Below are 26911 nucleotides of genomic sequence, written 5' to 3'. Positions count from 1 at the left end.
AGCCGTCAACTGTTCTCTGCCGTCCGCGGGCTGTATGTGGCTGGTCGCGCAGTTCCCCGCGCCCCTGAAGGGGCTCTCTCTGCAAGGTGAGTTTCATGGTTGCCGGCCCCGAGTTGATCTCTCCCAAGTCGTCCCGTGTCAGTGCCGCCCGGCGGCTCGGCAAGCGGAACTTCCGGGGGAAGGAGCGGCTGTTTCTCGCCGAAGGGCCGCAGGCCGTGCGGGAGGCCGCCGCGTATGCGGACACGCTCGTCGAGCTGTTCGCCACCGTCGATGCCGCCGAGCGCTACGCCGACATCGTCGGCGAGGCCCGTACCGCAGGTGCCCGTCTGCACCTGGCGGACGAGGACGTCATCGCCGACATCTCGACGACCGTGACGCCACAGGGGCTCGTCGGTGTCTGCCGGTTCATCGACACCCCCTTCGACAGCATCCTCGCTGCGAGGCCCAAGCTGGTCGCCGTCCTCGCGCACGTGCGTGACCCCGGCAACGCCGGCACCGTGCTGCGGTGCGCCGACGCGGCGGGGGCCGACGCGGTCGTCCTGACGGACGCCTCCGTGGACCTCTACAACCCCAAGTGCGTGCGCGCCTCTGTCGGCTCGCTGTTCCATCTGCCCGTCGCCGTCGGCGTACCCGTCGAGCGGGCCGTCCAGGGGCTCAAGGACGCGGGCGTACGCATCCTCGCGGCCGACGGGGCGGGCCAGGACGACCTCGACGACGAGCTCGACAAGGGCACCATGGGCACCCCGTCCGCCTGGGTCTTCGGCAACGAGGCCTGGGGGCTCCCGGAGGAGACCCGCGCACTCGCCGACGCCGTGGTGCGCGTTCCGATCCACGGCAGAGCCGAAAGCCTCAACCTCGCCACAGCCGCGGCCGTGTGCCTCTATGCGTCCGCCCGTGCACAGCGCGCGGCTGGAGGGTGCCGTTCCGTCACCGGCAGCTAGTAGGGTGACGGGCTCGGAGGCCTCCTGCGCCGGTCCGAGAGGTGGGGTACGGGGAATGAGCATCGGCACGAGCGGATCACCGGGAGTACGGGACGTCCCGCGTACTCGCGCGGACCATGGCGCCCTCGGTGACCTCGGCGGGCTCGGCCTCGACCCGGACGACCTGCCCGACGGCCTCGTCGTCGCGGACGAGTCGGGGCACGTCATCTGCTTCAACGCCGCCGCCGCCCGCATCACCGCGGTGCACGCCTCCGACGCCCTGGGCGCGCCCCTTGAGCGCGCCCTTCCTTTAGAAGACCTCGAAGGCCGCCGCTGGTGGCAGCTGACCGATCCGTACGGCGGCCTCGCCACCCGCTTCGCCCAGCCCGAGCGCAATCTGCTGCTCCCCGGCGGGCGTGAGGTCCTCGTCTCCGCGCGCTATGTGCGCACCGCGCCCACCGGCCCCGTCCGCCGCGTCGTCGTCTCCCTCCGCGACACCGAGGCCCGCCGCCGCACCGAGCGCAGCCATGCGGAGCTGATCGCCACCGTCGCCCACGAGCTCCGCTCGCCCCTCACCTCCGTGAAGGGCTTCACGGCGACGCTGCTGGCCAAGTGGGAGCGCTTCACCGACGACCAGAAGAAGCTGATGCTGGAGACGGTGGACGCCGACGCCGACCGCGTCACCCGGCTCATCGCCGAGCTCCTCGACATCTCGCGCATCGATTCCGGACGGCTCGAACTGCGCCGTCAGCCCGTCGACATCGGTGCCGCCGTCGGCCGCCACATCCAGGCCCATGTCGCCTCGGGCCAGGACGCGGACCGCTTCCTGGTCCGGGTCGAGCAGCCGATGCCCGACCTCTGGGCCGATCCCGACAAGATCGACCAGGTGCTCAGCAACCTGCTGGAAAATGCCGTGCGTCACGGCGAAGGAACCGTCACCATCGATGTGGCACCCTCGGCGTCCTCGCGTGAGCGGGGCGGGGTCGAAACGGCTGTGACCGTGAGCGACGAGGGGGCCGGTATTCCGGAGGAATCGATGGGCCGTGTCTTCACCCGCTTCTGGCGGGGCAGCAAACGCGGCGGGACGGGACTCGGCTTGTACATCGTGAAGGGCATCGTGGAGGCGCACGGCGGGACGATCACCGTCGGCCGCGCGCCCGGTGGCGGCGCCCAGTTCCGATTTACGTTGCCCGTGAGCACTCCGGCGTATCTTCTCTGATCTTCCCTGGTCACCTCTGATCAGCACTGATCACTTCTGATCCGCCCGAGCAACGCCCGCGGGCTCATTCACCTGCGCCACCCCCGTTAGACTCGATCCTTGGCACGTTTGCGTCCCCCTATGTGGACGATTCGTCTCCGAGTCGTAGACGGGGACCATCACCAGCCAACCGGAAGCACGGGAAGAGATGTCGGCACCGAACAAGTCGTACGACCCTGTTGAGGTCGAGGCACTGAAACCTGAAGAGATCGAGCGCATGCGGGACGAGGCGCTCGCCGCCTTCGCCGCCGCGGGCGACCTCGAACAGCTCCAGGAGGCCAAGGTCGCGCACACCGGCGGCACCTCGCCGCTGTCCCTCGCGAACCGCGAGATCGGCGCGCTGCCCCCGCAGGCCAAGGCCGAGGCGGGCAAGCGCGTCGGCATGGCGCGCGGTGCGGTCAGCAAGGCGCTCGCCGCCCGGCAGAGCGAGCTCGAGGCCGAGCGCGATACCCGAGTGCTCGTCGAGGAGGCAGTGGACGTCACGCTGCCCTACGACCGCGTACCGGCCGGTGCCAGGCACCCGCTGACCACGTTCATGGAACGTGTGGCGGACGTCTTCGTCGCCATGGGCTACGAGATCGCGGAGGGCCCCGAGGTCGAGGCGGAGTGGTTCAACTTCGACGCCCTGAACTTCACCCCGGACCACCCGGCCCGGCAGATGCAGGACACGTTCTTCGTCCAGGGCCCCAAGGGCGCCAAGGACACGGCCGGTGACGAGTCCGGTGTCGTGCTGCGCACGCACACCTCGCCCGTGCAGGCCCGCGCGATGCTCGACCGTGAGCCGCCCGTCTACATCGTCTGCCCCGGCCGTGTGTACCGCACGGACGAGCTCGACGCGACGCACACCCCGGTCTTCCACCAGATCGAGCTGCTCGCCGTGGACGAGGGCCTGACCATGGCCGACCTCAAGGGCACCCTCGACCACATGGTCCAGTCGCTCTTCGGCGCCGACATGAAGACGCGCCTGCGTCCGAACTACTTCCCCTTCACCGAGCCGTCCGCCGAGATGGACATGGTCTGCTACGTCTGCCGTGGCGAGTCCGTGGGCAACCCCGACCGCCCCTGCCGCACCTGCGGCAGCGAGGGCTGGATCGAGCTCGGCGGCTGCGGCATGGTCAACCCGAAGGTGCTCACCGCCTGCGGCGTCGACCCCAAGAAGTACAGCGGATTCGCCTTCGGGTTCGGCATCGAACGGATGCTGATGTTCCGCCACAACGTCGAAGACATGCGAGACATGGTCGAGGGTGACGTCCGGTTCACCCGGCCCTTCGGGATGGAGATCTGATGCGGGTCCCGCTTTCCTGGCTGCGGGAGTACGTCGATCTCCCCGCCACCGAGACCGGCCGTGACGTACAGGCCAAGCTCGTCGACGTCGGCCTCGAGGTCGAGACCGTCGAGCAGGTCGGCGCCGGCCTCACCGGGCCGCTCGTCGTCGGCAAGGTCCTCACCATCGAGGAACTGACGGAGTTCAAGAAGCCCATCCGCTTCTGCACCGTCGACGTCGGCTCCGCCAATGGCACCGGTGAGCCGCAGGAGATCGTCTGCGGCGCACGGAACTTCGCCGTCGGCGACAAGGTCGTCGTCGTGCTTCCCGGCGCCGTCCTGCCCGGCGACTTCAAGATCGCCGCCCGCAAGACGTACGGCAAGACCTCGCACGGCATGATCTGCTCCGGCGACGAGCTGGGCATGGGCGACGACGGAAGCGGCGGCATCATCGTCCTTCCGCCCGAGCACGAGGTCGGCACCGACGCCATCAAGCTGCTCGAACTGGTCGACGAGGTCCTGGACATCGCCGTCACGCCCGACCGCGGCTACGCCCTGTCGATGCGCGGCGTCGCCCGCGAGACCGCGATCGCGTACGGCCTGCCGCTGCGCGACCCGGCGCTCCTCGACGTGCCCGCGCCGAACGCGCACGGCTACCCGGTGAAGATCTCCGACCCGATGGGCTGCGACCGCTTCACCGCGCGCACGGTCACCGGGCTCCGCCCCGAGGCCCGCTCGCCGATCTGGCTCCAGCGCCGCCTCCAGAAGGCGGGCATGCGCCCGATCTCGCTCGCCGTCGACATCACGAACTACGTGATGCTGGAGCTCGGCCAGCCCCTGCACGCCTACGACCGCTCCCGCATCGAGGGCGCCATCGGCGTCCGCCGTGCCGAGCAGGGCGAGAAGTTCACGACGCTCGACGGCACCAAGCGCGTCCTGGACGCCGAGGACCTGGTCATCACCGACGACCGCGGCCCGATCGGCCTCGCGGGCGTCATGGGCGGCGCGAACACCGAGATCGCGGATCACGCGGAGGCCGCGGGCACCACCGACGTCGTCATCGAGGCCGCGCACTTCGACGCGATCTCCATCGCCCGCACGGCCCGGCGCCACAAGCTGCCCTCCGAGGCGGCCAAGCGCTTCGAGCGCGGCGTCGACCCGCAGGCCGCTTCCGCCGCCGCGCAGCGCACGGTGGATCTGCTCGTCGCGCTCGCGTCCGGCACCGCCGAGTCCGGGGTCACCGAGGTCATCGCGCCCTCCGCGCCCCACACGATCAGCATGCCCGCCGATCACCCGGACAAGGTCGCCGGTGTGGTCTACGGCCGCGAGACCGTCGTACGCCGCCTTCAAGAGGTCGGCTGCGACGTCTACGGCCAGGACGCCCTGACCGTCACCGTGCCCTCCTGGCGTCCCGACCTCGCCGAGCCGAACGACCTCGCCGAAGAGGTCATCAGGCTCGAGGGGTACGAGAACCTCCCCTCGACGCTGCCCAAGCCCCCCGCGGGCCGCGGTCTGACCGACCGGCAGCGCCTGCACCGCCGCATCGGCCGTGCGCTTGCCGGGAGCGGATTCGTCGAGGCGCCGACCTACCCCTTCATCGGCGAGCAGGTCTTCGACCAGCTGGGCCTCGAGCCCGGCGACCCCAAGCGCCGGGTCGTGAAGCTGGTCAACCCGCTCTCCGACGAGGAGCCCGCTCTTCGTACGACACTGCTGCCGGGGCTGCTCGGCGCGCTGCGCCGCAACGAAGGCCGCGGCAGCCACGACCTGGCGCTCTTCGAGACGGGCCTGGTCTTCCAGCCCCGCGCGGAGGCCCGCGTCGCGGTGCGTCTGCCCGTCGACCGGCGTCCCACCGCCGAGGAGATCGCCTCCCTGACCGAGGCGCTCCCCGTGCAGCCGCGGCACGCCGCCGTCGTTCTCGCGGGCGCCCGCGAGCAGGCCGGCTGGTGGGGCAAGGGCCGTCCGGCCGAGTGGTCCGACGCCGTCCAGGCCGCGCGCGCCCTGGCCGCCGAGTCGGGCACCGAACTGCTCGTGCGCCAGGGGCAGTACGGCCCGTGGCACCCGGGCCGGTGCGCCGAGCTCGCCGTCGTGATCGACGGCGCGGAGCACGTCATCGGGTACGCGGGCGAGCTGCACCCGCGCGTCGTCAAGACGCTCGGTCTTCCCGCGCGCACCTGCGCGATGGAGCTCGACCTGGACCGTCTCGAGGACGCGAGCGCCGGTGTCCCGCAGGGGCCGAAGATCTCCACGTTCCCGGTCGCCACACAGGATGTCGCGCTCGTCGTCGACGGGGGCGTCCCCTCCGCCGACGTCGAGAAGGTGCTGCGCGAGGGCGCGGGTGAACTCCTCGAGTCCATCCGCCTGTTCGACGTCTTCACCGGCGAGCAGATCGGCGCGGGCAAGAAGTCGCTCGCGTACGCGCTGCGCTTCCGCGCCACCGACCGCACGCTGACCGTCGACGAGGCCTCCGCGGCACGTGACGCGGCCGTCGCCCTGGCGACGGAGCGGACGGGCGCGGTGCTGCGCGGAGCGTAGTCACCGCCAGTAGTCGCCACCAGGCGCACGAGAGGCGCACAAGAGGCACAAAGAAGGGCGTATCCGGATCTCCGGGTACGCCCTTCACTCGTTTGAGTGGCAAGAAAGCCCTCTCTGTCCCGAGCGGCTCGGGCGGTCGACAGAATCGGTCCGGCCGCCGGGCAGTGATCCGCGCGGTGCGCGGTCCGCACGCTGAACAGGGCCTTAGGGGGGCCGTCGGCATGATCGGTATCAGGGCTGGAACGTCCCGCCGGGCACTGCTCCGGGCGAGGAGCCGGGCGAGGAGCCGGACCAGGCTCCGGGCGAGAGCCGGGGCGAGTGCCGGGACGAAGGTGCCCCGGGTGGACCCGCCGAGGATACGGCGCGTGCTCAACGTCGACCTTCCGGTGGTGTGGGGCGCGGCCGTCGTCACCTACAGACTCGTCTGCCCGCTCGCCCGTGAGGAGAGCCTCGAAGGGCGGATCGTCAGCAGCGCGGTGTTCCTCACGGTCGGCGCCGGTCTGCTCCTTCACGTCCGCGGCATGCTGCTGCGGGAGTTGCGCCAGCTCCGTGAGGTCGCGGGCGCCGCGCAGAAGGTCCTGCTGCGCCCGCTGCCACCACGCGTCGAGGGCCTCACGGTCGCGGCCGGGCAGCTCTCCGCGTCGCGCGGCGCCTCCGTCGGCGGCGATCTGTACGAGGTGGTGGCCACCGACCACGGCGTCCGCGTCGTCATGGGCGACGTGCGCGGGCACGGCCTGACCGCCATCGGTACGGCCGCCGCCGTGCTCGGCAGCTTCCGGGACGCGGCACATGAGGAGCCCGAACTGCCTCACGTCCTGAGAAAGCTGGAGCGCTCTCTGGGCCGTCACCTGCGGGAGCGGTCGAGAGCCGAGCATCCGGCGAGCGGGGTCGCGGCTCCGGAAAGTCCGGTGGTCGAGGAGTTCGTCACCGTACTCCTGATGGAGATCGGCCCCGATGGCGAGATGACCGCGCTCAACTGCGGTCACCCCTGGCCCTACCGCCTGAGCGGGCGTGCAGAGCCGGTCGTGGGCGGGGAGCCGCTGCCGCCGCTCGGCCCCTTCCCGCTCCCCGCCGAACTGCCCGTTCTGCACTGCGGATCGCTCCTCGCGGGGGAGGCGCTCGTGCTGCACACGGACGGCATGGAGGACGCCCGGGACGCGGCCGGACGGTTCTTCCCGCTCCAGGCGGCGCTCACCGAAGCGGCGCGGGTCCCGCCGGTCGTGCCCCAGACCGTGATCCGCGCGGTGTACGCCCAACTCCTGCGCCACACGCGCCGGTTGCCCGCCGACGACGCCGCGCTGCTCGTGCTGCGCAACGACCGCCGACGGGTGCCCCTGCAGCAGGGCGAGGCGGTGCGCCGGGAAAGCACCATGACATGACGCACCGCCGACTTCCGCCGGCCGTGCGCCGTCCGTCCCCGCCTTGGAAATGTCGGGCAGACAGCGGGGCGGACGACGCCGGTGAGGGCCGCCGCACTTTTTGAGGGGGAGCCGGCGGCCCGGCCGGCCTCCTTGTGAGGAATCTCAGTCAAGCGTGACAGGAGGGGTGAGGGCAGAGCGCACACCCCCCGGATTCGGGCACTCCGTTCACACCCCGTGTGAAGTCACCTCTACTACGCTGGCCGTACCGAGTCACCGGAGGGCCTCCCATGCAGCCCAATACCCTGCTCGACGCGATCCTCGACGAAGCGGGAATCTCCCACGCGGGCCTGGCTGCCCACGTCAATCAGGCAGGGAAGAGGCGAGGCCTCGCCCTGCGTTACGAACATACCGCCGTCTCAAGGTGGTTGAAGGGACAGCGCCCGCGCGGCCAGGTGCCCGACCTGATCTGTGAAGTCCTCGCGGGGCGACTCCAGCGCACCGTGACCCTGGACGACATCGGCCTCGGAGTGCCCGGCCTGCCTGCCGCGGCGTTCAACTCGATGGCCTCGACGCTGTCCGGCTTCGTGGAGCGGGCCACCGCGCTGTGGCGCTCCGACGAACAGCAACGACCGCACCTGCTCGGCGCACCCGCCGTCACGGGAACACCCGCGGTGATGCCCGTCTGGGAGTGGGAGAACCCTCCCGAGGACGTGGACGTCTCGCGCGGCGGCAGGCACCCGGTGAGCACGGCCGACATCGACATGATGCGTGCGGCCCGCGCCCACTACGAGCAGATGTACCGCAAGACCGGCGGCATCGCGACCCGCACCCGCATCGTCGGCTTCCTCAACGCCGAGGCGGCGCCCCTGCTGCGCGGCAGCTACACGGACGAGACGGGGCGCCAACTGCACAGATCCACCGGCGGGTTGGTGGCCATCGCGGGCATCTGCGCCTACGACTCGGACGCGCACGGCCTTGCCCAGCGCTACTTCCACCAGGCCCTGCGGCTCGCGAAGGCGAGCGGGGACAGGGGGCTTGGCGCCTATGTCATCGCGCTCCTGGTCAACCAGTCGCTGTACATGCGCGAGTACCGCCAGGCGGTCGCCTTCGCGGAGGCCGCGCTGCGCGCCGCGGGGCGCGATCTCACCCCGGCCCTCGCCTCCGACCTCTACGCCATGCAGGCGAAGTCGTACGCACATCTGGGCGACGGCAGGAGCGCGCTGTCCTGCATCCGGCGTGCGGAGGTCGCCGCGGAACGCATCCGGCGCGGACGCGAGCCGGACGAGACCGGCTATGTCCAGCCCGGACTCGTCAACGTACAAGTGGCGGAGGCTCTGCTCAGTCTCGGCGACCTCACGGGGGCGTACGAACACGCGGCGGCGGCGGTGGACACACCGGCGCATGACCGGGGCCGGGTCCATCGGCTCGCCATGCTCAGCCAGATCGAACTGCGCCAGGGGAACACCGACGAGGCGGTGGCCACGGCCGTGGAAATGGCGGAGCAGGCGCGCGGGATGGAGTCCCAACGACTGCGTGACCGGCTCCGGGCCGTGCGGGAACATCTGGTGCGCAGCGACTGCGCGGGCACGTCCGAGGCGGCCGAACTCATCGACGGAGCGCTGCGCGTGCCCTTGTGATGCGCACCCCGCGTACGCCGGTGACGACCCTCGGCCAGCGCTGACCCCCCGGACCGTTCGCACGCTGCTCTGACCAACCTCCTGCTGCGATATTGCCATCTCATTCAGCGGAAGGTGGCAGAACCGTGCAGTGGACGAAACAAAGCGAACAAACTGTGTATGGAAACCGATGGTTCACGGTCAATCTGGCAGATGTGGAATTGCCCGACGGCCGGCACCTCGACCACTTCCTGATCAAGCTGCGGCCCGTCGCCGTGGCCACCGTCGTCAACGAGGCCAACGAAGTGCTTCTGCTGTGGCGGCACCGTTTCATCACCGACAGCTGGGGCTGGGAACTCGCCGCGGGTGTCGTCGAGGACGGCGAGGACATCGCGTACGCGGCCGCCCGGGAAATGGAGGAGGAGACCGGCTGGCGGCCGGGCCCGTTACGACACCTGATGAGTGTCGAGCCGTCCAATGGGCTCACCGACGCCAAGCACCACATCTACTGGTCCGATGAGTGCACCTACATCGGTCATCCCGAGGACGACTTCGAGTCCGACCGCCGTGAGTGGGTCCCACTCAAACTCGTCCCTGACATGGTGGCCCGGGGTGAAGTACCGGCCGCCAACATGGCGGCGGCGCTCCTGCTCCTGCACCACCTGCGACTGGGCCAGGACGCGCACTAACGGCCGACGGCCTGCCAGACCGCCACGGCGAGGGCACCGACCGCCGTCAGGGCGAGAAGGGCGGGCAGCGGCCAGCGTGTGTGTTCCAGCGCGGCGATACGTACGGTCAGGTCGTCCTGGTTCTTGACGCTCTGTTCGTCATGTTGGGTGAGCAACGCCAGCTGTCCGTCGACGCGGGCGAGGCCCACGTCCAAGCTGCGACGTAACTCGGCGAGTTCTTCGGGGACCACGCGAGGCTCGGGGTCGGCGGTCACAAGTCCGCTCCATTCTGTAGCTGTTTATCCCCCTGATGCGCACAGAAAGTCAACTCGCCTGGTGGCCAGGGCGACAGAGTGTGCGAAGGGCATATGCGAGCCCAGAGCGCACACGGTGTGTGAACGGCGCGGGCCCGGCACTCGATCGAGTGCCGGGCCCGCTTGCGGTGCGAAATGCCGGGTGCCGGTGTGAGTCGTACCGGGCGTACGTATCTGCCGTACGGAGCGGTCCTACGTATCAGGCGTACGGATAGAAGCCCGAGCCGGACTTGCGGCCGAGACGGCCGGCGTCCACCATCCGCTGGAGCAGCGGGGGCGCGGCGTACAGCGCCTCCTTGTACTCGGCGTACATGCTGTCCGCGACCGAGGCGACGGTGTCGAGGCCGATCAGGTCGGCGAGCTTGAGCGGGCCCATCGGGTGGGCGCAGCCGAGCTCCATGCCGTTGTCGATGTCCTCGCGGCTCGCGATGCCCGACTCGAACATCCGGATCGCGGAGAGCAGATACGGGATGAGCAGCGCGTTGACCACGAAGCCCGAGCGGTCCTGGGCGCGGATCGCGTGCTTGCCGAGCACCTTCTCGACCATGGACTGCGCGCGGCTGATCGTCCCCTCGGACGTCGTGAGCGCGGGGATCAGCTCCACGAGCTGCTGCACCGGGGCCGGGTTGAAGAAGTGGATGCCGATGACCGCGTCGGGGCGGGACGTCGCGACGGCCAGCTTCACCAGCGGGATGGACGAGGTGTTGGAGGCGAGGATCGCGTCCTGCCGCGTCACCACCTGGTCGAGCACCTGGAAGATCTGGGTCTTGACCGCCTCGTTCTCGACGACCGCCTCGATCACGAGGTCGCGGTCGGAGAACTCCCCGAGGTCGGTCGTGAAGCTGAGACGGGCGAGCGTCTCGTCGCGCTCCTCGTCCGAGATCTTGCCGCGCTCGGCGGCCTTGGAGAGCGAGTTGTAGAGCCGGGTGCGGCCGATCTCCAGGGCCTCGCCGGTGGTCTCGGCGACCTTCACATCGAGTCCGGAGCGGGCGCAGACCTCCGCGATCCCGGCGCCCATCTGGCCACAGCCCACTACTCCGACGCGTTCAATGTCGGGCATAGAGTCGGTCACCTCGTGCCTTTCGCTGATCAACGGGCGGGCAGCCCCCCGTACGGTTGCGGCGTCTGCCCCAGCGGCGAAGGTTACTCCGGAACCTCCGGTGCGTGATGTGCCGGGTCGGGCATGCTGTCCCCTACAGACTGCGGTTCCGGCGGATATACCAGCCCAGGGGGCGAGCGGATGAGGCGTATGTCACGCCGAGGGTTCACGATTGCGGCGGCCACGATGGTGGCGGGGCTCACAGCGGCAGGGGACGCCGCGGCCGGCCCCGAGCGGGCGCCGTCCCGCCGTGAGCTGCGGGGCATGTGGCTGGCGACCGTCGCCAACCGCGACTGGCCGTCGAAGCCCGGCCTCACGGCGGCCCAGCAGCGCGCCGAGCTGATCGGCCATCTCGACACGGCCGTCCGGCGCAGACTGAACGCCGTGGTCTTCCAAGTGCGCCCCACCGCCGACGCGTTGTGGCCCTCGCCGTACGAGCCGTGGGCGGAGTGCCTCACCGGCGTGCAGGGCAAGCACCCCGGCTGGGACCCGCTGGGCACCGCCGTGACCGAGGCGCACCGCAGGGGTCTTGAACTGCACGCCTGGTTCAACCCCTTCCGCATCGCCAACCACACGGACCCCTCACGTCTCGTCCCGACACATCCCGCGCGGCTGCACCCCGACTGGGTCGTGCCCTACGGCGGGAAGCTGTACTACAACCCGGGGCTGCCCGAGGTACGGCGCTTCGTGCAGGACGCGATGCTCGACGCCGTGCGCCACTACGCCATCGACGCCGTGCACTGGGACGACTACTTCTACCCGTATCCCGTCGCCGGGCAGGTCTTCGACGACGACGACGCCTTCGCGCGCTACGGCGGCGGCTTCCCCGACCGGGCCGCCTGGCGCCGCGACAACATCGACGGCCTGGTGCGCGAGATGGCGACGCGGATCAAGAAGGTGCGTAAGCACGTGCAGTTCGGGATCAGCCCGTTCGGGGTCTGGCGCAACGCCTCGACCGACCCGCTCGGTTCGGACACCCAGGCGGGCGTGCAGACGTATGACAACCTGCACGCCGACACGCGCGGCTGGGTCAAGAAGGGCTGGCTCGACTACATCTGCCCGCAGCTCTACTGGAACATCGGCTTCGCCGTCGCGGACTACGGCAAGCTGCTGCCCTGGTGGGCCGACGTCGTCAGCGGCACGGGCGTGCGGCTCTACGTGGGGGAGGCCCTCTACAAGGCGGGCGATCCGGCGCAGCCCGCGCCCTGGCAGGACCCGGCGGAGCTGTCCCGCCACCTCACGTACGCCAAGGGGTTCCCGCAGGCGCGCGGGCACGTGTACTTCTCGGCGAAGGAAGTGGGCGTGGACAAGAACGGCGCGATGGCGCGCGTGGTCGCCGACCACTACCGGAAGCCGGTCAAGCCGCCCCGCTGATCTGCTTGTGCTGATCGGTTATTGAGCCGGGTCCTGGTGTCGTACGACGGTGTCGGGGCCCGGTGACATCAGTGTTTCGTGACCGTCCTCGAAGCGGACGCGGTACGGCGGGCCGCCGTCCGCGCCGAGCACCTCGACGACCTCCCCGATCCGGTCGTGCTGCCCGACGGTCCTGCCGTGCAGCACCAGCTCGTCGCCTACGGTTGCACGCATCTGGAGCGACCTCCTCGTCCCACCCTGCGGTTGCTTTCCGTGGCCGCAAGTCTACGGCCGGTGGCCGGAGCTGAGGCCTGGCTGTAGGCGGCTAGCCGCGCGCCCGTTGGGTGACCGCGATGCACACGAGGACGGCGGCCGCGGTGAGCGGTGCGGCGGGCGTGAGGTGCTCGCCGAGCAGGAACACCGACCAGACCAGGGTGAGCAGCGGCTGCGCGAGCTGGAGCTGGCTGGCCTTGGGTACGCCGATCGCCGCCATGCCCCGGTACCAGACGACCAGGCCGAGGAACTGCGAGCCGATGGCGGAGTAGAGGAGCCCGGCAGTGCTGTGCCCGGTGAGCTGGAAGGTCTCGTGCTGGAGGGCGAGTACCGCGCCGATCAGGGCGAGCGGCAGGCACAGGACCAGCGCCCAGCCGATGACCTGCCAGCCCGGCATCTCGCGGGCCAGACGGCCGCCCTCGGTGTAACCGGCCGCGCAGATGAGGAGCGCGCCGAAGAGGTAGAGGTCCGCGGTCGTCAGAGCGCCGCCGCTCTGCTGCACGGTGAACGCGATCACCGCGGCGGCGCCCGCGAGGGCCGCCACCCAGAACATCCGCGAGGGCCGTGCCCCTGTGCGCAGCGCCGAGAACACGGCAGTCGTCAGCGGAAGCAGGCCGACGACCACGGCGGCGTGGGCGGTGGTGGAGGTCTGCAGGGCGAGCGTGGTGAGCAGCGGGAAGCCGATGACGACTCCGGCGCCGACGACCGCGAGCCCGGCCCAGTGGCGGCGGGCGGGCAGCGGGACGCGCAGGGCGAGCAGGGCGCCGCCCGCTATGACCGCGCTCAGGACGCCGCGCAGGGCCACGAACGACCAGGGGCCGATGCCCTCGAGGCCCCAGGCGGTGGAGGGGAAGGTGAGCGAGAAGGCGATGACGCCGAGTGCGGCCATGACGGTGCCGCTGCGGCGGGAGTCGTTGCCCGCGCCCGCGCCTGCCGGGGTGGCGCCTACCGGGGCGGCGGTGGTCGTAACTGCTATCCGGCTCGGGCGAGTAGCGCTATCCTGTGCTGTCATGTACGAGAGTAGCAGCGTCGCTGAGCTGGCAAAGCAGTTGCGGGACGAGCTCGACCGCTATTCACCTGGTGGAAAGCTGCCGTCGAGTCGAGCCATTGTCGACCGGTTCCGGGTGAGCCCGGTGACCGTGTCGCGGGCCCTGGGGCAGCTGGCCGCCGAGGGCCTGGTCGTCACGCGGCCGGGCGCCGGTGTCTTCCGCGCCGAGCCGCAGGACGCCGCCGCGCCCGCCGGGGACACCTCGTGGCAGGAGGTGTCGCTGAGCGCGGACGTGGCGACGGAGCTTGTGCCGCGCGCGGTCGACGCCTCCGGGGTCGTCGTGACGCTCGCGGCGCCGTCGCCCGGCGTCATCGAGTTCAACGGCGGCTATCTGCACCCTTCGCTGCAGCCCGAGCGCGCGATGGCTTCGGCCCTCGCCCGTGCCGGACGGCGGCCCGGCGCGTGGGGGAGGCCGCCGCTCGACGGGCTTCCCGAGCTGCGGGAGTGGTTCGCGCGGGGCGTCGGCGGCGCGATCACGGCCGCCGAGGTGCTGATCACCGCGGGCGGCCAGAGCGCGCTCACCACCGCGCTGCGCGCCCTTGCCCCGCCCGGGACGCCGGTCCTCGTCGAGTCGCCGACGTACCCCGGCATGCTGGCGATCGCCCGCGCGGCGGGGCTGCGGCCCGTGCCGGTGCCGGTGGACATGGACGGCGTACGTCCCGACCTGCTCGACGCGGCGTTCAAGGCCACGGGTGCGCGGGTGTTCGTCTGCCAGCCGCTCTTCCAGAATCCGACGGGGGCCGTGCTCTCGGCGGAGCGCCGCCCCGAGGTCCTTCGCATCGCGCGCGAGGCCGGGGCCTTCGTCATCGAGGACGACTTCGTACGGCGGCTCGTCCACGAGGACGCGGGTCCGCTGCCGAGGCCGCTGCAGTCCGACGACCCCGACGGGGTCGTCGTGCACGTCTGCTCGCTCACCAAGGCCACGTCGCCGAGCTTCCGGGTGAGCGCGCTCATCGCACGCGGACCGGTCCTGGAGCGGCTGCGCGCGATCCAGATCGTCGACCACTTCTTCGTGCCGAGACCGCTCCAGGAGGCGGCACTCGAACTGGTCGGCTCCCCGGCCTGGCCGCGCCATCTCCGCAACGTGGCGGGCGAGTTGAAGGAGCGCAGGGACGCGATGGCGGCGGCCCTGCGCCTGAACCTGCCCGAACTCGCCCTGCCGCACATCCCCGCGGGCGGCTACCTCCTGTGGCTGCGCCTGCCCGACGGCACGAACGAGACGGACCTGGTGGGCGCGGCCCTGCGCGCGGGCGTCGCGGTGGCCCCAGGACGCGCGTACTTCGCGGCCGAACCCCCGGCGGCCCACCTGCGGTTGAGCTTCGCGGCGGTCGCGGGCGTGGGGGAGATCGGCGAGGGGGTGCGCAGGCTCCGGGCGGCGTGTGACGAGGTGTGGGGCACGTCCGGCTGAGGCCCGCCCCCGCGCGCCGCCCGGCAAGGGCTTCGTGAGCGCGCTCGTGGCCGCCGTCAGGGGCCATCTGGAGCCGTACGGTCTGCGGCGGATTCTGCTGGCTACGGCCGATGCGCACGGGGTGTACGAGAAGGTCGGATTCGGTGTGCTCGAAGACCCGGCGAAGTGGATGGCGCTTGGCAGGCAGTGAGCGGATCCCCGAGCGCGAGGACCGCGTACGTACTCGCGACGAAGCCTTGACCCGCACAGCCGCGCGCCCCACGATCGCCGCATGCACGTTCGTGTATCGCTCATCGCCGCCGCGCGAAGCGGCTCGCTGCTCGCCGAGCGTTTCGACGACGACCGGCCGTTGGACCAGAGCGGATGGCACGAGGTCCAGCTCGCCGCGCCCGCGCTGCTGCCCCTCGGCGTGGCCGAGCTGCGCTACTGCTCGCCCACCCCGCGCAGTCGCGCGACCGGCGACGCCCTCGGCTTCGCGCCGCTGGTCCAACCGGCCCTGCGCGACTGCGACATGGGGCGCTGGCGCGGTCTGACCCTGGGTGAGGTGACGGCGAGCGAACCGGCCGCCGTCGACGCCTGGCTGCGGGATCCGTACGCGGCGCCGCACGGCGGAGAGTCGCTCCTCGCGTTCATCTCGCGGATAGGCGGCTGGCTGGACACGCGACCCGTCGACGACGGTTCACGGATCCTCGCGGTGGCCGAGCCCGCGGTGGTCCGCGCGGCCCTCGTCTACGCCCTGAAGGCGCCCCCGTCGACGTACTGGAACGTCGACGTCCACCCCCTGTCGACGGTCACTCTGACCGGTCACGGCGGTCGCTGGAGTCTGCGGATCGCCGCGTGTACGCGGTCGTGAGGATCAGGTCCTTGGCGGGTCCGGCGACCCGCCACCGTGTCCGCCAGTGCCCCTCGTCGTACACCTCGAACTCGCCACGGTAGAGGTCGAGCGCGCACGGGTGGTCGGCGGTGTGCCTGCCCGTGCGCAGGTCCAGGTCGTGGAAGGGGCGGCCGTCGGCGAAGTGGACGTGTGCGGTGGCCGGGGCGTCGCCCGGCAGGAAGCGCAGCGTGCGTTCGGCGGGGCGGGCGGTGCCGCGCCAGACGAAGGTGCCGGACTCGTGGTGCAGGAGGCCGCCACCGCCGTCGTCGAGGCGCGTGAACACCGTCGTGCCCGTGAAGTGCCCCTCCGCGTTCCCGGCCAGATCCTGTGCGGTCCGCTCGACCGTCCACTCACCGGCCAGGTACGCGAGGACGTCCGGCACCGCGTAGTGCGCGTCGTCGCTCATGGGTCCGTACTTTACTCGGCGGCTGCTCGGCGACTACTTGGCTGCTACTTGGCGGCTATTTGTCGACGAGGCCGAGGCTGTTCTCGTCGTAGCGCGTCCCCGCGACCGTACCGGCGGGGGCCACCGCGTCGATCGCCGCGAGCTCGTCCGCGGAGAGCTCGACGGCGAGCGCCCCCAGGTTCTCCGTGAGGTACTTCTCGCGGCGCGTGCCCGGAATCGGCACCACGTTGTCGCCGCGGTGCTGTACCCAGGCCAGGGCGAGCTGCCCCGCGGTGACGCCCTTCTCGGCGGCGAGCGCGTCCAGGGCGGCGACGATGGACAGGTTCCGTTCGAGGTTCCCGTCGGCGAACCGCGGCTGCTCGCGCCGCATGTCGCCTTCCTGGAGGCTGTCGACGGAGGTGTACCGCCCGGTCAGGAAGCCGCGCCCGAGCGGCGAGAACGGCACGACGCCGATGCCGAGCTCCCGGCAGACCGGCGCGATCTCCGCCTCGAGGTCGCGCGTCCACAGCGACCACTCGCTCTGCAGCGCGGCGATCGGATGCACCGCGTGCGCCCGCCGGATCGTCCGCACGCTCGCCTCGGAGAGCCCGATGTGGCGGATCTTCCCGGCCTCGACGAGCTCGGCCATCGCGCCGACGGTCTCCTCGATCGGCACGTTCTGATCGACCCGGTGCAGGTAGTACAGGTCGATGTGGTCGATCCCGAGGCGCCGCAGCGACGCCTCGCACGCCTGTCGTACGTAGACGGCGTCGCCCCTGATCCTCGGCGGTTCACCGAGCCGGTTGGCGAAGCCGAACTTCGTGGCGACGACTGCCTGCTCGCGCCGTCCGGCAAGGGCGCGGCCGATCAGCTCTTCGTTGTGCCCAGCGCCGTAGAAGTCGGAGGTGTCGAGCAGGGTGACGCCGAGGTCGAGGGCGCGGTGGATCGTCGCGATCGACTGGGCGTCGTCCGCGGCGCCGTACGCGTGGCTCATCCCCATGCAGCCGAGCCCCTGCGCGGAAACGGTCAGCCCTCCGAGACGGCGGGTGGGAATGCCGGTCATGGCGGTACCTCCAGGTGGAGCCGTGTGCCCTGTTCGGGGCGGACGGCTTCGACCCTAGAAGTTGGAGTCGACTCCAAGTCAAGCCATTTTACCGGGCGTTGAGCAGGGCGTTGAGGCGGTCACTTCCCGTCCGCCGCCGCGTACAGCGCCGCCACGTCGAGCTTCTTCATGCCGAGCATGGCCGCCATGGCGCGCTGTGCCCGCCCTTGGTCGGGGTCGGACATGAGCTCGCCCATGGCGGCGGGGACGACCTGCCAGGAGAGCCCGAACCTGTCCTTGAGCCAGCCGCACGGGCCTTCCTCGCCGCCCTCGGAGAGCTTCGTCCAGTAGTGGTCGACCTCTTGCTGGTCGGCGCAGTCGATCGTGAAGGAGATCGCCTCGCTGAAGGTGAACTGGGGGCCGCCGTTGAGCGCCAGGTACGGGCGGCCGTCGAGCTCGAACGCGACGGTCATCACGGTCCCGGCCGGTCGGGGCCCGGCGTCGCCGTAGCGGGAGACGTTCGTGATCTTCGAGTTCGGGAAGACCGAGACGTAGAACTCGGCTGCTTCCTCGCCCTGCGTGTCGAACCAGAGGGTGGGTGTGATCCGGGGCATGACTCTCTCCTGTCGTCGGCGGAGCGCGTGTCTGTCTGCTTGCTACCTGTACTGACCCTCGCTCCCGCACGAACTCATCGCGCGCCGCGCCGTTTGTTCCGGCTCTGTCGGCCCTGTTTGACCTTGACACGGTGACAAGGTCTTCACTGCTCGCCGAGGAGGTGGTCTCGATGACGACCACGACGCACGACACGGACGTGCTGCGAGCGCTCGAGGCGCTGGAGGACGGCCGTTCGTCGGTACGACTGCGCGCTGCTCTGGCGGTCGGCACGGCGCCCGACCCGCGCTTCGTCGACAAGCTTGTCGAGCGATGCGCGATCGAGCCCGAGTTCTTCGTCCGCGACACGCTGACCTGGGCGCTCACCCGCCATCCGGCGTCCATGACGCTGCCCGGCCTGGTCCGCGAGGTCCGCTCGGAGCGGCCGCAGGCCCGGAGCCAGGCGCTGCACACGCTGTCCAAGATCGGGGACCGGAGGGCGTGGCCGGCGATCACCCGGACGCTGCTTTCCGACACCGACGACGAGGTGGCCCGGAGCGCCTGGCGGGCGGCGGTCGTGCTCGTGCCGGAGGGGGAGGAGTCCGCGTTGGCCACGGTCCTCGCGACGCAGCTCGGGCGCGGTGAGCGGGAGACGCAGCTGAGCCTCAGCCGGGCGCTGGTCGCGCTGGGCGAGGTGATCGTGCCCGCCCTGCGCGCCGCGACGACGGCCCCTGAGCCGGGCGTGCGCACGCACGCGCTCGCCACGGAACAGCTGCTGCGCGACCCGGACGCCGGATTCGAGTTCGCGATCGATGAGGCGAAGCGCGTGGTGGCCCTCGGCGGATCAGGCCAGGAGGGACGATAGGAGGGGAGTACGAGAGGAGGGACGGCGGAACGTGTTGATCGGTGAGGTGGCGCGACGGTCCGGGGTCAGTGCCCGCATGCTCCGGCACTATGAGTCGCTCGGCCTGGTGCGGCCTTCCGGCCGTACGGGCTCCGGCTATCGGGAGTACGCCGTGGAGGACATCCGGCGGATCTTCCATGTCGAGAGCCTGCGGTCGCTGGGACTCTCGCTGCGTGAGATCGGGCGCGCGCTCGACGACCCCGGATTCACGCCGTCGGCGCTCGTCGACGACCTCATCCTCCAGACGCGCGAGCGCATCGCGGCCGAGACCGAGCTGCTCACGCGGTTGCGCCGGATCGATGCCGCGGATCCCGCGGGCTGGGAGGACGTCCTCCAGGTCGTCGCGCTGCTCCAGGCTCTGGGCTCGAAGAGTCCCGACGCCCGCCAGCGCGCGGCCCTCTCCTCGGCCGACGAGGTTCCGGTGCCGGTGGAGGCCCTGGTCGAGGCGGCACTGGGTGAGACGGAGCCGAACGTCGCCGGGGCCCTTCGCTGGGCCCTTGCGCGGTCGGGCGGCGAGGGCGGCGCGGCACTGCTCGCGCGGGGCCTCGGCTCACCGGTGGCCGCAGTGCGGGAACGTGCCGTCCAGTGCCTCGCCGAGCTGCCCGGCGAGGAGGCCGCCGCACGGCTGCGGGACGCCCTCGGGAACTCCGACGCCGTGGTCCGGGGGTATGCGGCTCTGGCGCTCGGGGCACGTGGTGCGGCCGATGTGGTCCCGACGCTCGTCGACATGATCGTGGAGGGAAGGAACGACACCGATGCGGCCGATGTACTGAGCGTGCTGGCGAGCGATACCGCGTCGGCGGATGAGATTGCGGCTCGGCTCGTCGAGCGCCTCTCCCACGACGCCACCGGCGCGCCCGCACGCGGACGTCTGACCCAGGCGCTCGCGGGTGTCCCGGGGGAGAGGACATCACGCGCGCTCGTGGAGCTGACGCACGACGAGGACCGTGCCGTCGCGCTGACCGCGACGTACCTGCTGCGGCTGCGCGAGTCATCCTGACTGTGACCGAGACTCTTAGTTGGCGCTTGAGAGAGTTAGTCGGCGGATCATGATGATGGACGCTCACTTTGCGTGAGTGTCGGGGGCGGTAGTGATCTGCCTGGATGATCGATTCCAAGGGGCCAATGGTCATAGGCGGTCAGTGAGCGCAGGACGGGCTGTCCTGTGCGGTCGTCGTGCCAGATCGCGGCGGTCAGCTCGAGGACGCGCTGCAGGACGCGGGCGACGACACCTCGGCGTCGGTGAGCTGCGGGGCGATCCCCACGGCCGGCGGCCAGGGTGGTGCTGCGTCGGGAAATCAGCGGACAGACGCGGCCGAGCGGGCTGCGGCGCACCGTCCGCGGATCGGGCCCGACCGGAGCCGGCGGCCCGGTGCGTTGGCCCGGGCCGCTCTACCGACGCCGCGTCAGTTGCCCTGGCGTCACCGCGTGGTTCACGCTCGCGGTCCCGGTCCGCGTGCGTGCCGAGCGCCGCTCATGCCTCGGCGGGTGCGCCCGTCGCCGCCGCGATCAGGGCGGTCGCCGCCGCGCGGGAGGTCGCGGCCACCGTGGAGTCGTGGTCCATCAGGGCGGAGATGCCGGCGCCGTCGTAGAGGAGTTGGAGCTGGCGGCCCAGGGCGTCGGGGTCGGCGGCGTCGGCCTCGGCGGCGAGGCGGGTGAAGAGTTCGCGCATCCAGCCGCGGAAGGCGTCCGCCGCTTCCTGGACAAGACCGCCGGGGCTGGCCTCGGCACCGGCGCGGATGAAGGCGCAGCCTCGGAAGTCGGGCCGGTCGAACTGCCGCCCCTGGGACTCGAAGACCGCCAGCATCTGCTCGCGGGGCGTGTCGCGCTCCGCGATGGCCCGGGTGATCCGGTCGGCGGTGCTCGCGTGCCGGGTGTCGAGGTATGCCCGGACGAGCTGCTCCTTGCCGCCGAAGGTGTTGTACAGCGACGCCTTGGCCACGCCCGCGTGCTCGATGATCCGGTCGATCCCTACGCTCTGCACGCCCTCGGCGTAGAACAGTTCGTCCGCGGCGGCGAGCAGGCGCTCACGCGCCGACGGTTTCGCGGTGCTCTGGACACTCGCCATGACGGTCACTCCTTCAGACAGACCTGTCTACATTATGCTCCGGCGGCGCCCCTCCGGCCGTGCCCCGGCCGCAGGCCACCCCTCAGGCGTTGCCGCCGACCCGCTCGCCCGGCAATACCGCCGCCCCGCCCCGGCCGCCGCGCAGCAGCCCGAACAGCGCGAACGCCGCGAGGACGATCACGGCAACGCCGTACTCCTGCGCGGTGGCGGTCAGTCCGCCCGCGTGGACGACGAGGAACCCGGCGATCACGGCGGGCACCCCCATGCCCAGGTAGGAGACAACGAAGAGCAGCGACAGCACCCCGGAACTCTCGTGCGGCCGGGCCAGCGGCATCACCGTACGGATGCCGCCCTGGAACCCGCTGCCGAAGCCGACGCCCGCGATGGCGGTGCCGACGAAGAAGCCGGTGGGGGAGGAGTCGCGGATCGAGACGAGGGTGAGGGCCACCCCGGCGATCAGCGCGAGGATGCCGGTGAGCATCACCGTCCGGGTCGCCGCCTTCCGCAGGACCACCACCGAGACGGCGGCCACCCCGGCGAGCACGAACAGGCTCAGCCCGCCGAGGACTTCGGACCCGGAACCGGTCAACTGCCGTGCGAGGGACGGGCCGAGCGACCCGTAAAGACCGGCCAGCGCCCAGACGGCGAACAGCACCGGCGCGGCCACCAGCATCGGGCGGCGCACTGCGCGCGGCAGTTTGATCTCCGGTGCCAGACTGGCCAGCGCCCCCGGCTTGCGGGTCACCGTCTCCGCCATCAGCGCGACGGCGACGGCCTGGAGGACGAAGACCGCCAGCAGCCCGAGGTAGACCAGATGCGTGGGGGCGGGCAGGAACTGGACCACGAGGCCGGAGACCAGCGCGCCGGTCGCCGTGCCGATGCCCGGGACGACCGCGTTGGTGAGCGTGCCGCGCGGCCGGTCGATGTCCATCATCCCCGCCCCGATCGCGCCGAGCGCGGCGCCGGTCGACAGTCCCTGGACTATCCGGGCGACCAGCAGCCCCGGCACGCCGTCGGCGGTGGCGAACACGACCATCGAGGCGACCTGCGCCGCCAGCGCGGCCAGCAGCACCGGCCGCCTGCCGACGTGGTCGGAGAGCTTGCCCATGGTGAGCAGCCCGAGCAGCACGGCCACCGCGTACACGCCGAAGACCACGGTGGTGGTGATCGGGTCGAAGCCCCATTCGGCTTGGTAGACCGCGTAGAGCGGGGTCGGCGCGCTGGAGGCCGCCAGGAACGAGACGGTGATCGAGGCGAGTACGTACAGCGCCACGTTCGGCGGCAGCCGCCTGCCCCGCGCGGATACGGCAGCGGAGTCGGATCGGGAGGCGGATCCGGCGAGCGCCGCATTCGAGGTGCGCGCCGGTTTGGACGCCGGGACGACCGAGAGATTCGTCATGACCATTCCCGTCCGAAGTATGAGTAGACCTGTCTGTCTAATCGCGTATCAGATTAGACAGACAGGTCTACTCAGGTCAAGCGGGAGAGGCGAGCGTCGCTCGGGGCGGGCTCACGGACTCACGTTGCTGCCCCTGGCTGCCATTGCATAAAACTGCGGCTATGCGTATAGTCATGCTCTCCAAGAGGAGGGTTCCATGGCGGTACGTGCAGCAGTGGCAGGAGCGAGTGGGTACGCGGGCGGTGAATTGTTGCGTCTGCTGCTCGTCCACCCCGAGGTGGAGATCGGCGCCCTGACCGGCAACTCGAACGCGGGCCAGCGCCTGGGCGCGCTGCAGCCGCACCTGATGCCGCTCGCCGACCGGGTCCTGGAGCCGACCACCGCCGAGGTCCTCGCCGGTCACGATGTCGTCTTCCTCGCTCTGCCCCACGGGCAGTCCGCCGCCGTCGCCGAGCAGCTCGGCCCGGACGTCCTCGTCGTCGACATGGGCGCCGACTTCCGGCTGAAGGACGCGGCCGACTGGCAGAAGTTCTACGGCAGCGAGCATGCCGGGACCTGGCCCTACGGCCTGCCCGAACTGCCCGGCGCCCGCGCGGCCCTCGAAGGGTCCAAGCGCATCGCGGTGCCCGGCTGCTATCCGACGGCCGTCTCGCTCGCGCTCTTTCCCGCGTACGCCGCCGGGCTCGCCGAGGCCGAAGCGGTCATCGTCGCCGCTTCCGGGACCTCGGGCGCGGGCAAGGCGGCCAAGCCGCACCTGCTCGGCTCCGAGGTCATGGGCTCCATGTCGCCGTACGGCGTCGGCGGTGTGCACCGGCACACCCCGGAGATGATCCAGAACCTCTCCGCCGTCGCGGGCACCCCCGTCACCGTCTCCTTCACACCCACCCTCGCCCCGATGCCGCGCGGCATCCTCGCCACGTGCACCGCGAAGGCGACGGCGGGCGTCACCGCGGAGTCCGTGCGGGCCGTCTACGAGAAGGCCTTCGCCGACGAACCGTTCGTGCACCTGCTCCCCGAGGGGCAGTGGCCCGCGACCGCCGCGGTGTACGGCTCGAACGCCGTGCAGATCCAGGTCGCGTACGACGAGGCGGCGGGGCGCGTCATCGTGATCAGCGCCATCGACAACCTCGCCAAGGGCACCGCGGGCGGCGCGGTGCAGAGCATGAACATCGCACTCGGGCTCCCTGAGGAGCTCGGTCTCACCACGATCGGAGTGGCACCGTGAGCGTCACGGCAGCGCAGGGATTCACGGCGGCGGGCATCGCCGCCGGGATCAAGGAGAACGGCAACCCGGACCTGGCCCTCGTGGTCAACACCGGGCCCCGCCTGGCCGCCGCGGGCGTCTTCACCTCCAACCGCGTCAAGGCCGCCCCCGTCCTCTGGTCGGAGCAGGTGGTCAAGGGCGGTCTCGTCTCGGCGGTCGTCCTCAACTCCGGTGGCGCCAACGCCTGTACGGGACCGCAGGGCTTCCAGGACACGCACGCCACCGCCGAGAAGGTCGCCGACACCCTCGACCTGAACGCGGGTGAGGTCGCCGTCGCGTCGACGGGGCTCATCGGCGTCACGCTCCCCATGGACAAGCTCCTGCCGGGTGTCGAGAGCGCGGCCGGTGAACTCTCCGCGCACGGCGGCGAGAAGGCCGCCATCGCCATCAAGACCACCGACAGCGTGCACAAGACGGCCGTGGTCACCAAGGACGGCTGGACGGTCGGCGGCATGGCGAAGGGCGCGGGCATGCTCGCCCCCGGGCTCGCCACGATGCTCGTCGTCCTCACCACGGACGCCGACCTCGAAGCCGGTGTCCTGGACAAGGCGCTGCGGGCCGCCACGAAGGTCACCTTCGACCGGGTCGACTCCGACGGCTGCATGTCGACGAACGACACGGTGCTGCTCCTCGCCTCCGGCGCGTCTCAAGTCACTCCGGAGTACGCCGAGTTCGCCGAAGCCGTCCGCACCGTCTGCGACGACCTCGCCCGCCAGCTCATCGGTGACGCCGAGGGCGCGAGCAAGGACATCCGGATCGAGGTCGTGGGCGCTGCTTCCGAGGACGACGCCGTGGAGGTGGGCCGCTCCATCGCCCGTAACAACCTCCTCAAGTGCGCCCTCCACGGCGAGGACCCCAACTGGGGCCGGGTGCTCTCCGCCATCGGCACGACGAAGGCCGCCTTCGAGCCCGACCAGCTGAACGTCGCCATCAACGGCGTCTGGGTCTGCAAGAACGGCAGCGTGGGCGAGGACCGCGACCTCGTCGACATGCGGTACCGGGAAATCAAGATCACCGCGGATCTGGCGGCCGGTACCGCGGAGCCCGTCGTGATCTGGGCGAACGACCTCACCGCCGACTACGTCCACGAGAACAGCGCGTACGCGTCATGAGCGGCAACGCGAGCGACAACGCGAGCGGCAATCCGACAGCGCGCAAGCACACCGCGCTCCCCAAGGCGCAGATCCTCATCGAGGCGCTGCCCTGGCTGACCCGGCACCGCGGCAAGACCGTCGTCATCAAGTTCGGCGGCAACGCCATGGTCGACGAGGAACTGAAGGCCGCCTTCGCGCAGGACGTCGTCTTCCTGCACCACGCGGGCCTCAAGCCCGTCGTCGTGCACGGCGGCGGCCCGCAGATCAGCGCGGCCCTCGACCGGCACGGCATCGTCAGCGAGTTCAAGGCGGGCCTGCGGGTCACGACCGAGGACGCCATGGACGTCGTACGCATGGTGCTCGCCGGTCAGGTCCAGCGCGAGCTCGTCGGCCTGCTCAACCAGCACGGCCCGCTCGCCGTCGGCCTCACCGGCGAGGACGCGCACACCATCACCGCCACCAAGCACCAGCCCCGTATCGAGGGCGAGTTGGTCGACATCGGCCGGGTCGGTGAGATCACCGAGATCGACACCGGCGCCATCGAGGCCCTGCTCGCGGACGGCCGTATCCCGGTCGTCTCCTCGATCGCCCGCTCCCAGGACGACGGACATGTCTACAACGTCAATGCTGATACGGCGGCTGCGGCACTTGCGGCTGCGCTGGACGCCGAGACCCTCATGGTCCTCACGGATGTCGAGGGCCTCTATGAGGACTGGCCGAACAGCGACGAGGTGATCAGCCGGCTGACCGCGAAGGAGCTGGAGAAGCTCCTTCCCGAGCTGGCCAGCGGCATGGTCCCCAAGATGGAGGGCTGTCTGCACGCCGTGCGCAACGGAGTGGAGACGGCTCGCGTGATCGACGGACGGGTCCAGCACTCGATCCTGCTGGAGATCTTCACCGACGAGGGCATCGGCACGATGGTCGTGCCGGACGCGCCCGACATCCGGACAGAGGGGGCGGCGGCATGACCGGCAACGAGGAGCTGACCCAGCGCTGGCAGGACGCGCTGATGGACAACTACGGCACCCCCAGGCTGCCCCTCGTCCGCGGCGCGGGCAGCAAGCTCTGGGACGCCGACGGCAAGGAGTACGTCGACTTCGTCGGCGGCATCGCGGTCAACGCGCTCGGTCACGCGCACCCGGCGATCGTCGAGGCGGTCAGCACCCAGATCGCGTCTCTCGGCCATGTCTCCAACCTCTTCATCGCCGAGCCGCCGGTCGCGCTCGCCGAACGGCTGCTCCAGCTCTTCGGGCGCGCGGGCCGGGTGTACTTCTGCAACTCCGGCGCCGAGGCCAACGAAGGCGCCTTCAAGATCGGCCGCCTGACGGGGCGGTCGCACATGGTCGCCACGGACGGCGGCTTCCACGGCAGGACCATGGGGGCGCTCGCGCTCACCGGCCAGCCCGGAAAGCAGGAGCCGTTCCTGCCGCTGCCGGGCGACGTCACCCACGTTCCGTACGGCGACGTCGAGTCCCTGCGTGCGGCGGTCACCGAAGAGACGGCCATCGTCGTCATCGAGCCCATCCAGGGCGAGAACGGCGTCGTCGTACCGCCCGCGGGCTATCTGAAGGCGGCCCGGGAGATCACGGCGGCCACCGGAACCCTCCTCGTCCTCGACGAGGTGCAGACCGGAGTCGGCCGCACCGGACATTGGTTCGAGTACCTCGCGCACGAGGGAGTGCAGCCCGACGTCGTCACGCTCGCGAAGGGCCTGGGCGGCGGCCTTCCGCTCGGCGCCACGGTCGCGTTCGGCGCGGCGGCCGAGCTCCTCAAGCCCGGTCACCACGGAACGACGTTCGGCGGGAACCCCGTGGCCTGCGCCGCGGGACTCGCGGTGCTCGACACGATCGAGGCCGACGGGCTCCTGGAGAACGTGAAGCGGGCGAGCGAGAAACTGCGCGACGGAATCGAGTCACTCGGACACCCCCTCGTGGGCCATGTCCGGGGTGCGGGCCTGCTGCTGGGTATCGTGCTCACGGAGCCGCTCGCGCCGCAGGCGCAGCAGGCGGCTCAGGACGCCGGCTTCCTGGTCAACACGCCCGCCCCCGATGTCGTACGGCTGATGCCGCCGCTGAACGTGCGCGACGACGAGGTGGACGCGTTCCTCCGGGCCCTGCCCGGCGTGCTTGACCGGGCCACCGCGGCGGGCGGGGACGGACGATCCGGAGAATGAGACG

General features: G+C 71.0%; 25 protein-coding genes and 2 pseudogenes. 17 read left to right on the top strand and 10 right to left on the bottom strand.

The features are described from left to right. The first annotated feature begins 95 nt into the window (after positions 1-95). From ACWFRJ_RS16640 to ACWFRJ_RS16610, 7 genes are all read left to right on the top strand, one after another. The gene (locus tag ACWFRJ_RS16640) at positions 96-941 is read left to right on the top strand and encodes a TrmH family RNA methyltransferase (RefSeq protein WP_453530317.1); all 846 of its coding nucleotides are present in this window, start codon (positions 96-98) and stop codon (positions 939-941) included. Positions 942-996: 55 nt separating this feature from the next. Continuing rightward, positions 997-2139 (top strand): ATP-binding protein, encoded by a 1143-nt coding sequence (locus ACWFRJ_RS16635; protein WP_453530314.1) that lies wholly within the window; start codon positions 997-999, stop codon positions 2137-2139. 187 nt (positions 2140-2326) lie between these two features. Next, a complete protein-coding gene (gene pheS, locus ACWFRJ_RS16630; protein WP_453530311.1) occupies positions 2327-3463 on the top strand; it encodes a phenylalanine--tRNA ligase subunit alpha in 1137 nt (378 codons plus the stop codon). Beyond that, positions 3463-5973, top strand: a complete 2511-nt coding sequence (gene pheT / locus ACWFRJ_RS16625) for a phenylalanine--tRNA ligase subunit beta (RefSeq protein ID WP_453530308.1) — start codon at positions 3463-3465, stop codon at positions 5971-5973. The genes pheS and pheT overlap by 1 nt, the downstream gene beginning before the upstream one ends. Positions 5974-6329: 356 nt before the next feature. Then, complete coding sequence (locus ACWFRJ_RS16620; protein ID WP_453531168.1) at positions 6330-7352, top strand: PP2C family protein-serine/threonine phosphatase; 1023 nt, start codon at positions 6330-6332, stop codon at positions 7350-7352. Between the two features lie 269 nt (positions 7353-7621). Then, positions 7622-8971: a transcriptional regulator gene (locus tag ACWFRJ_RS16615; RefSeq protein ID WP_453530305.1), complete on the top strand. Its 1350-nt coding sequence runs from the start codon at positions 7622-7624 to the stop codon at positions 8969-8971. A 125-nt stretch (positions 8972-9096) separates the two neighbouring features. After that, positions 9097-9639, top strand: coding sequence for an NUDIX hydrolase (locus tag ACWFRJ_RS16610; protein WP_453530302.1), 543 nt, complete (start codon positions 9097-9099; stop codon positions 9637-9639). Here ACWFRJ_RS16610 and ACWFRJ_RS16605 read toward each other — a convergent pair. Beyond that, the gene (locus ACWFRJ_RS16605) at positions 9636-9893 is read right to left on the bottom strand and encodes a hypothetical protein (RefSeq protein WP_453530299.1); all 258 of its coding nucleotides are present in this window, start codon (positions 9891-9893) and stop codon (positions 9636-9638) included. The two genes, ACWFRJ_RS16610 and ACWFRJ_RS16605, sit on opposite strands and share 4 nt — an antisense overlap. Positions 9894-10131: 238 nt before the next feature. Next, positions 10132-10992, bottom strand: coding sequence for a 3-hydroxybutyryl-CoA dehydrogenase (locus ACWFRJ_RS16600; RefSeq protein ID WP_453530296.1), 861 nt, complete (start codon positions 10990-10992; stop codon positions 10132-10134). A 180-nt stretch (positions 10993-11172) separates the two neighbouring features. On the opposite strand from ACWFRJ_RS16600, the gene ACWFRJ_RS16595 reads away from it, so the two are divergent. Then, positions 11173-12405, top strand: coding sequence for a glycoside hydrolase family 10 protein (locus tag ACWFRJ_RS16595; protein WP_453530293.1), 1233 nt, complete (start codon positions 11173-11175; stop codon positions 12403-12405). A gap of 18 nt (positions 12406-12423) precedes the next feature. Here ACWFRJ_RS16595 and ACWFRJ_RS16590 read toward each other — a convergent pair whose 3' ends face one another. Both ACWFRJ_RS16590 and ACWFRJ_RS16585 read right to left on the bottom strand, forming a co-directional pair. Further along, positions 12424-12618, bottom strand: coding sequence for a DUF1918 domain-containing protein (locus tag ACWFRJ_RS16590; protein WP_383271618.1), 195 nt, complete (start codon positions 12616-12618; stop codon positions 12424-12426). Between the two features lie 91 nt (positions 12619-12709). Continuing rightward, positions 12710-13669: a DMT family transporter gene (locus tag ACWFRJ_RS16585; RefSeq protein ID WP_453530289.1), complete on the bottom strand. Its 960-nt coding sequence runs from the start codon at positions 13667-13669 to the stop codon at positions 12710-12712. Between ACWFRJ_RS16585 and ACWFRJ_RS16580 the strand changes: the two genes are divergently transcribed. The 3 genes and pseudogenes from ACWFRJ_RS16580 (at position 13668) to ACWFRJ_RS16570 (ending at position 15966) form a co-directional block, all read left to right on the top strand. Then, complete coding sequence (locus ACWFRJ_RS16580; protein WP_453530286.1) at positions 13668-15113, top strand: aminotransferase-like domain-containing protein; 1446 nt, start codon at positions 13668-13670, stop codon at positions 15111-15113. The two genes, ACWFRJ_RS16585 and ACWFRJ_RS16580, sit on opposite strands and share 2 nt — an antisense overlap. Positions 15114-15135: 22 nt before the next feature. Further along, a pseudogene (locus ACWFRJ_RS16575) lies at positions 15136-15303 on the top strand (GNAT family N-acetyltransferase); the annotation flags it as partial. 81 nt (positions 15304-15384) lie between these two features. Continuing rightward, positions 15385-15966, top strand: a complete 582-nt coding sequence (locus ACWFRJ_RS16570; RefSeq protein WP_453530283.1) for a histidine phosphatase family protein — start codon at positions 15385-15387, stop codon at positions 15964-15966. Here the strand turns inward: ACWFRJ_RS16570 and ACWFRJ_RS16565 are convergent. From ACWFRJ_RS16565 to ACWFRJ_RS16555, 3 genes are all read right to left on the bottom strand, one after another. Then, positions 15905-16393, bottom strand: a complete 489-nt coding sequence (locus ACWFRJ_RS16565) for a DUF6314 family protein (RefSeq protein WP_453530280.1) — start codon at positions 16391-16393, stop codon at positions 15905-15907. The two genes, ACWFRJ_RS16570 and ACWFRJ_RS16565, sit on opposite strands and share 62 nt — an antisense overlap. Positions 16394-16448: 55 nt before the next feature. Continuing rightward, entirely contained in the window at positions 16449-17435 is a 987-nt protein-coding gene (locus ACWFRJ_RS16560) for an aldo/keto reductase (protein ID WP_453530277.1), read from the bottom strand. 119 nt (positions 17436-17554) lie between these two features. Continuing rightward, the gene (locus ACWFRJ_RS16555) at positions 17555-18028 is read right to left on the bottom strand and encodes a VOC family protein (RefSeq protein WP_453530274.1); all 474 of its coding nucleotides are present in this window, start codon (positions 18026-18028) and stop codon (positions 17555-17557) included. Positions 18029-18198: 170 nt separating this feature from the next. Here ACWFRJ_RS16555 and ACWFRJ_RS16550 point away from each other — a divergent pair, with 170 nt between their 5' ends. Further along, positions 18199-18870: a HEAT repeat domain-containing protein gene (locus ACWFRJ_RS16550; RefSeq protein ID WP_453531165.1), complete on the top strand. Its 672-nt coding sequence runs from the start codon at positions 18199-18201 to the stop codon at positions 18868-18870. A gap of 31 nt (positions 18871-18901) precedes the next feature. Further along, on the top strand, positions 18902-19909 hold the full coding sequence (locus ACWFRJ_RS16545) for a MerR family transcriptional regulator (protein ID WP_453530271.1): 1008 nt from the start codon (positions 18902-18904) through the stop codon (positions 19907-19909). A gap of 125 nt (positions 19910-20034) precedes the next feature. On the opposite strand, the pseudogene ACWFRJ_RS16540 reads toward ACWFRJ_RS16545, so the two are convergent. The 3 genes and pseudogenes from ACWFRJ_RS16540 to ACWFRJ_RS16530 all read right to left on the bottom strand — a co-directional run. Next, positions 20035-20142: pseudogene (locus ACWFRJ_RS16540) on the bottom strand (IS982 family transposase); the annotation flags it as partial. Between the two features lie 241 nt (positions 20143-20383). Continuing rightward, entirely contained in the window at positions 20384-20977 is a 594-nt protein-coding gene (locus ACWFRJ_RS16535) for a TetR/AcrR family transcriptional regulator (protein WP_453530268.1), read from the bottom strand. 82 nt (positions 20978-21059) lie between these two features. Next, on the bottom strand, positions 21060-22376 hold the full coding sequence (locus ACWFRJ_RS16530) for an MFS transporter (RefSeq protein ID WP_453530265.1): 1317 nt from the start codon (positions 22374-22376) through the stop codon (positions 21060-21062). A 196-nt stretch (positions 22377-22572) separates the two neighbouring features. Here ACWFRJ_RS16530 and argC point away from each other — a divergent pair, with 196 nt between their 5' ends. From argC to ACWFRJ_RS16510, 4 genes are read left to right on the top strand one after another with little or no spacing between them, the layout of a single operon-like run. Further along, entirely contained in the window at positions 22573-23601 is a 1029-nt protein-coding gene (gene argC, locus ACWFRJ_RS16525) for an N-acetyl-gamma-glutamyl-phosphate reductase (RefSeq protein WP_453530262.1), read from the top strand. After that, complete coding sequence (gene argJ / locus ACWFRJ_RS16520; protein ID WP_453530259.1) at positions 23598-24752, top strand: bifunctional glutamate N-acetyltransferase/amino-acid acetyltransferase ArgJ; 1155 nt, start codon at positions 23598-23600, stop codon at positions 24750-24752. Before argC ends, argJ begins: the two co-directional genes overlap by 4 nt. Beyond that, positions 24749-25702 carry an acetylglutamate kinase gene (argB, locus tag ACWFRJ_RS16515; RefSeq protein WP_453530256.1) on the top strand — a complete coding sequence of 318 codons (954 nt, stop codon included), beginning with the start codon at positions 24749-24751 and terminating at the stop codon, positions 25700-25702. Before argJ ends, argB begins: the two co-directional genes overlap by 4 nt. Then, positions 25699-26907: an acetylornithine transaminase gene (locus tag ACWFRJ_RS16510; protein ID WP_453530254.1), complete on the top strand. Its 1209-nt coding sequence runs from the start codon at positions 25699-25701 to the stop codon at positions 26905-26907. Before argB ends, ACWFRJ_RS16510 begins: the two co-directional genes overlap by 4 nt. Positions 26908-26911 lie beyond the last annotated feature (4 nt).

The organism is Streptomyces sp. NPDC055239, from assembly GCF_053606205.1.
The sequence above is the reverse complement of the archived record's forward strand: the minus strand, read 5'-3'. Positions and strand labels throughout refer to the sequence as shown.